Genomic DNA, 5,247 nt, shown 5'->3' on the forward strand with positions numbered 1-5,247 from the left:
GGGACATAATGGACACGTTTCGAAAACAAATATGCTTCCTTTTATATATCCTAAAGTAGCTGGGCAGCATTTAGCAGAATATTATGGAAAACGGTACGTATCTATTGGAACGTCAGTTTATGAAGGGCAATATAATGTCAAGAATAGCGATGGTGAATTTGGCCCCTATGGAACATTAAAATCGGATGATTCAAGCAGTTATAACTACATCTTTGGACAAGTTAAAAAAGATCAATTTTTTATTGATTTACGTAAGGCAAACGGCGTGACAAAAACTTGGTTAAACGAACAACATCCAATTTTCGCTGGAATAACTACCGAAGGGCCTGATATACCAAAAACTGTTGATATATCATTAGGTAAAGCGTTTGATATACTTGTTCAAATTCAAAAAGTGAGTCCATCTCAACTACATCAATAAATTTGTAATAATGTGGCTCAACGAAGTGTAGTATTGATGATAGTGTTAAGTGTCAATAGTGTTGTTTAGAAATGTCAGTTAGGTTATTTTATTAAAGGATTATTAGATGAAATAAATGTTTTCAAATTAGAGACGATGTGGGATAGAAGCACATTAACATTAAGTTAACAAAATAAAATTCTCCCTAATTAGATAAAATGAGGAACTAAGGAATTTATCCCACATTAACGGACAATAAGAGCTCAACCTCAAAATGCAGCGAAAACAAAGAAGTTAGGCTGGGTGGGTTGCCCGTAAAAAACTGATTGGTGAGGGCTGATTAAAGTTTACTTTATACGTGTGATGAACTAAATTAAGAAATTGATTAGGGTACGTCGTTTCTTTTAGGAATCCTTATTATAAGGATTCCTTTTTTGTACCAAAAAATTTGCAAAGAAAAAAGATAAGATTGGGAACACAATCTTATCTTTAACATAAAGAATTAGCGTATGAACAGAGTATAACAAGCGGCGAGTCATAGTCGATAGTAAACTTCTGTCATGTTTATAAAGAACAACAAAAATTGAGTAAATAAGGCTGTATTGATGGTTATGTCATACAAACCGTGACATTTTGACACTAACGTATGTGACAGAAAAATACTTAGGATTAAAAAAGTAGTTTTTAACACATTAGCAACGAATGAGGAGGAGAGATTTTAATGATAAAAGCATCAGCTCAAAAAACTTTGCAAGATTTTTATTTCTTGTTATTTACCTTTGTATCCGGTTTTTTTTACTTTTGTTTCTATCTGGTCAGCATTACATTTGCATTAGTAATGACGATTATTTTTTGGGGTATTCCCTTATTAGCGTGGGTACTACAAACAACTCACACGTTTGTTCAGTATGAACGCATTCAAACGAAGGTTTATACAGATATATCGATAGATTTATTCGAACCAAGAAAAAAAGAGGAAGGAGATAAATGGATTAAAGCGATAGATACAATCCTCAATAATAGCAACTGGAGGGCTATTTTTTGGCTCATGCAGAAAATTTTTGTTGGAATAATGAGTCTTATATGTGCTGTTTTACTGTATGTAATACCACTAGGATGTATCGTTACCCCCTTACTTTTTCAATATTTTAATATATACTTATTGGGCATTGCAGTAAATTCATTGGAGGCGGCAATTTTTGTCATGATTGCTGGTTTCATTCTCATCTGGATACATAATCTTATTGGAAACAGCTTAGTTCGAATTATTGGAATGTACACGCGTTTCATGTTTAAAGCTATAAAGGAGTGATAATTTGTTTAAGACTTTAAAACTATGGTTTTGGTATGATTGGGCCTTACTTTGTATGCGCTTTATTGTTTGGCTATCATTGATATCAACGACTATCCAACAACAAGATCATTTGACAGTACCACTTTGGATCATAATCCTTTGGGAAGTCGTTTCATTTTCAGTACCTTGGATTTGTTTAATGTTCAGCTATCGCTATTATTTATTTACTGAAATAATATTATTTGGCGGAGTTTGTTTCTATTTAACTTTATTATTTCCGTTAGCGTATCTTGCTTTTTTAATGCCAACTTTTATGATTGCGGCAAATAGCGTTCATAAATCTTACCGCTGGTCGGGTCCTATCACAATTATTTTGTTCCCGTTGCTCATTGCGATATTTTCTAAAGTGACAGATTTATGGGTAATCATCCTACAACTCAGTTTAGCTTTTGCTATGGGCTCTTTCTTTCGTTTACTGGCTATTAATTACCGTCAAAGTGAAATTATTCGGAACCAGAAACATGTATTGGAACAGTACGTATCCCAAGTTGAGCGGATTACATTACTGGAGGAACGTGATAGGCTCTCAAAAGACTTACACGATACGATGGGACATTCCTATACTTCAATTATTATGGGGATGGAAACATTGCGTATGGAATTAAAGTCTAAAGAAGGAGAGCAGCAGCTAGATTCATTATTACAATTGGCCCGTAACAGTATGGAAGAAGTAAGACTGTATTTACACCAATTAGATTTATCACAAGAGTCGCTTCCCTTAGCTACCACACTACAACAATTGACAGAGGAATTTAAGAAACATGCAAAAGTAAATGTACGTACTCGAATAATAGGGGAAGAGTATATAGTCTCCAAACAATCAAAAATGACACTATATCGGAGCTTGCAGGAATCACTAACAAATGCTGTTCGACATGGGCATTCCACAGAAATCATTGTGTCACTTCATTTTGAACCACAACAGATAAGATTGGATGTACAGGATAATGGCTGTGGGGTAGAAGAGTGGAAGGATGGCTTTGGATTAACTGCAATGAAAGAGCGTGTAAGTCAGTCACAAGGAAGAGTCATTGTTTATTCCAAAAAAGGGGAAGGGACATTAATTTCATGTGTTTTACCGAAACAAGTACAATTGGCTAACGAACAAATTCGTCTGTGTATTGTCGATGATCATTCTTTTATCCGAGAAAGTCTTCATACAATTTTGGGTGGACTGGAGGATTTACAAGTAGTGGGAATGGCTGAAGATGGAGAACGGGCTTTGGAATTGTGCGAGAGATTAAAACCAGATGTAGTATTAATGGATTTAGAGATGCCAAATCTGGATGGGATTCATGCAACTAAAATGATTAAGAAAAAATGGCCGGACATTCGTGTACTCATTCTGTCAACCTTCCAGAATACAGAAAGGGCCAAAGAAATCATACGAAATGGTGCGGATGGATATGTATTGAAATCCATAGATTCGCGTGAACTAGCTGAATCAATTCGTCTAGTCTATCGAGGAGGCACGATGATTACTCATGACTTGTTCCATAGGATGTGGGAAGAAAATGAAGAAACAGGATTATTTGAATCACGATCAGCTGGAATAGAGTATGGATTGACGAAACGAGAATTAGAGATTTTGAAACTATTATCACAAGGAAGCCGTTATAAAACAATAGCTTCGACACTTTACTTGTCAAACGGAACAGTAAGAAATTACGCCTCCAATCTCTATGAGAAGCTAGGAGTTAAAAATCGAGAAGAAGCAGTACAAAAGGCAAAAGATATAGGATTACTTTCATGACTCTCCCACTTGAACTAGTTAGCTGAAGTTAATGGGGAACTTACAGATGATGCAGGACATCACTACCCAATCCCACATTTGAAACTACAATGAAAAATAAAGATTTGGAACGCCTCTGCTTTTTTGTGAAAAAAGTTGTTTAAAAAGGTTATTTGAATTCTCATATCGAAAAAGTAAAACACTATAGACGAAGACTATAAAATTTGTAGACTATAACTAAATTTGAAACAAGGTTTAAGGTAGATGAATGTCTTATTGAAACCTATCTTTACAAAGGACTGGTAAATAGTTTTCATATTTGTTAGTACATCGGTTCTAAATCTAAAAATAAAATAGGTATTTGGGTCAATAACATCTTTGATTTAAATGTTATTGACCCAATTTAGAAAATATCTATTAAGTTGCCATGAGTAATTTTAGAATTGAAAGAGGGAATTTCGTAAATTCGGGGATAATAGTACTCACTAAATTAAAGCTCTCTATAAAGAGAAGAATTTAGAAACTAAAGAAATCAGTGTGAAGGTGCTTGATTGTAGTCAAATATAAAATATGTTGTTTTGAGTTGAAGTAAGATGTGTAATTGAAAAAGATAACAGGATAATATATTTCTAATTATTTAAAGGGAAAGGGATGTGATTGAGGTGAATAATACATATAATGAAAAGACGCATACATTGATTAAACAATTATTAAAAAAGTTTTCACCAAAAGTTCCTGGCTTTGTATATATGGCCAGTTTTGATAGCGGAGTAACGTATAAAGGTGCAGTTGGCTTAGCTTCTATAGAGGAAAATCTACCGATAACCACAAAGAGCGTTTTTAATATCGCCTCAGTTTCTAAACAATTTACAGCGTTTTCTATATTACTCTTAGAACAAGAGGGAAGATTGAGTTTAGATGATTCAATTGTAAAGTTTGTCCCTTCTATAGGAACATATGCTGAACCAGTAACATTGAGGCATCTAATTCATCATACTGGCGGACTAGTTGATTATATGGAATTGGCTCAAGCAGAAAATATTAAATTTACTGATATATTAACTGTGGAACAATCGCTAAAACACCTTAATGGTCATCAAATTGCAAGGTTCCCTGTTGGCACAAAATTTGAGTATAGCAATACAGGATATTTTTTATTGTCATTGGTGGTAGAGAAGGTAAGCGGGAAGTCTTTACGTCAGTTTGCAAAAGAACGTATTTTTGATTCTTTAAATATGAAAGACACAACAATTGTAGATTGCTACCCAACTACTATATCAATTGCTAGGGGGTATTCAAAGAATGAACAAGGAGCATATATGGTCTATGAAAGCCCTTGGGAACATACAGGTGATGGGGCAGTTCATGCAACAGTCGAAGACCTGGTAAAGTGGGGAGAAAATTTAACTACGGGTACCGTTGGCGGAAAAGAACTTGTTAAAAGAATGAGCGAAATAGGTCCGGAAATTTCTCCAACTGGGGAAACAATTATTGACAATGAAGATTATGCTTTTGGGCTAAGGCTTGCAGAAGGTTTTAACTGTCGATACTTGGAACATTCAGGTAGCTGGGCAGGTTATCGTTCATACTTCATGCGGTTTCCAAAAGAATATTTGACTGTTGTAGTACTAAGTAACTATGATGGATTTGACTCTAAAAAATATGCTAATGAAATAGCGGGAATTATTTTAGAAAAGTAAAAAATAGGGTGTAGAAGAGTATCTGGATTTGGTTAACCACCAGTGGTTTTAGGGGAAATTG

Annotated in this window: 4 protein-coding genes; all 4 read left to right on the forward strand. The window is 34.6% G+C overall.

Going from position 1 to position 5,247, the window contains the following annotated elements:
- Positions 1 to 421, forward strand: a 421-nt coding sequence (locus tag DN404_RS29810; RefSeq protein ID WP_149215839.1) for an erythromycin esterase family protein, incomplete at its 5' end; no start/stop codon positions are given.
- 700 nt (positions 422 to 1,121) lie between these two features.
- Entirely contained in the window at positions 1,122 to 1,712 is a 591-nt protein-coding gene (locus DN404_RS29815; RefSeq protein ID WP_149215840.1) for a sensor domain-containing protein, read from the forward strand.
- A 4-nt stretch (positions 1,713 to 1,716) separates the two neighbouring features.
- Positions 1,717 to 3,507 carry a helix-turn-helix transcriptional regulator gene (locus tag DN404_RS29820; RefSeq protein WP_088363247.1) on the forward strand — a complete coding sequence of 597 codons (1,791 nt, stop codon included), beginning with the start codon at positions 1,717 to 1,719 and terminating at the stop codon, positions 3,505 to 3,507.
- Positions 3,508 to 4,148: 641 nt separating this feature from the next.
- A complete protein-coding gene (locus tag DN404_RS29825) occupies positions 4,149 to 5,186 on the forward strand; it encodes a serine hydrolase domain-containing protein (protein ID WP_059303783.1) in 1,038 nt (345 codons plus the stop codon).
- The last annotated feature ends 61 nt before the right edge of the window (positions 5,187 to 5,247 follow it).

The organism is Bacillus sp. TE8-1 (assembly GCF_008368855.1).
Taxonomy (GTDB): Bacteria; Bacillota; Bacilli; order Bacillales; family Bacillaceae_G; genus Bacillus_A; species Bacillus_A cereus.

What these genes read in the sequence shown, in the direction of transcription:
- DN404_RS29815 (WP_149215840.1), top strand. Translation starts at nt 1,122, where the DNA reads ATGATAAAAGCATCAGCTCAAAAAACTTTGCAAGATTTTTATTTCTTG.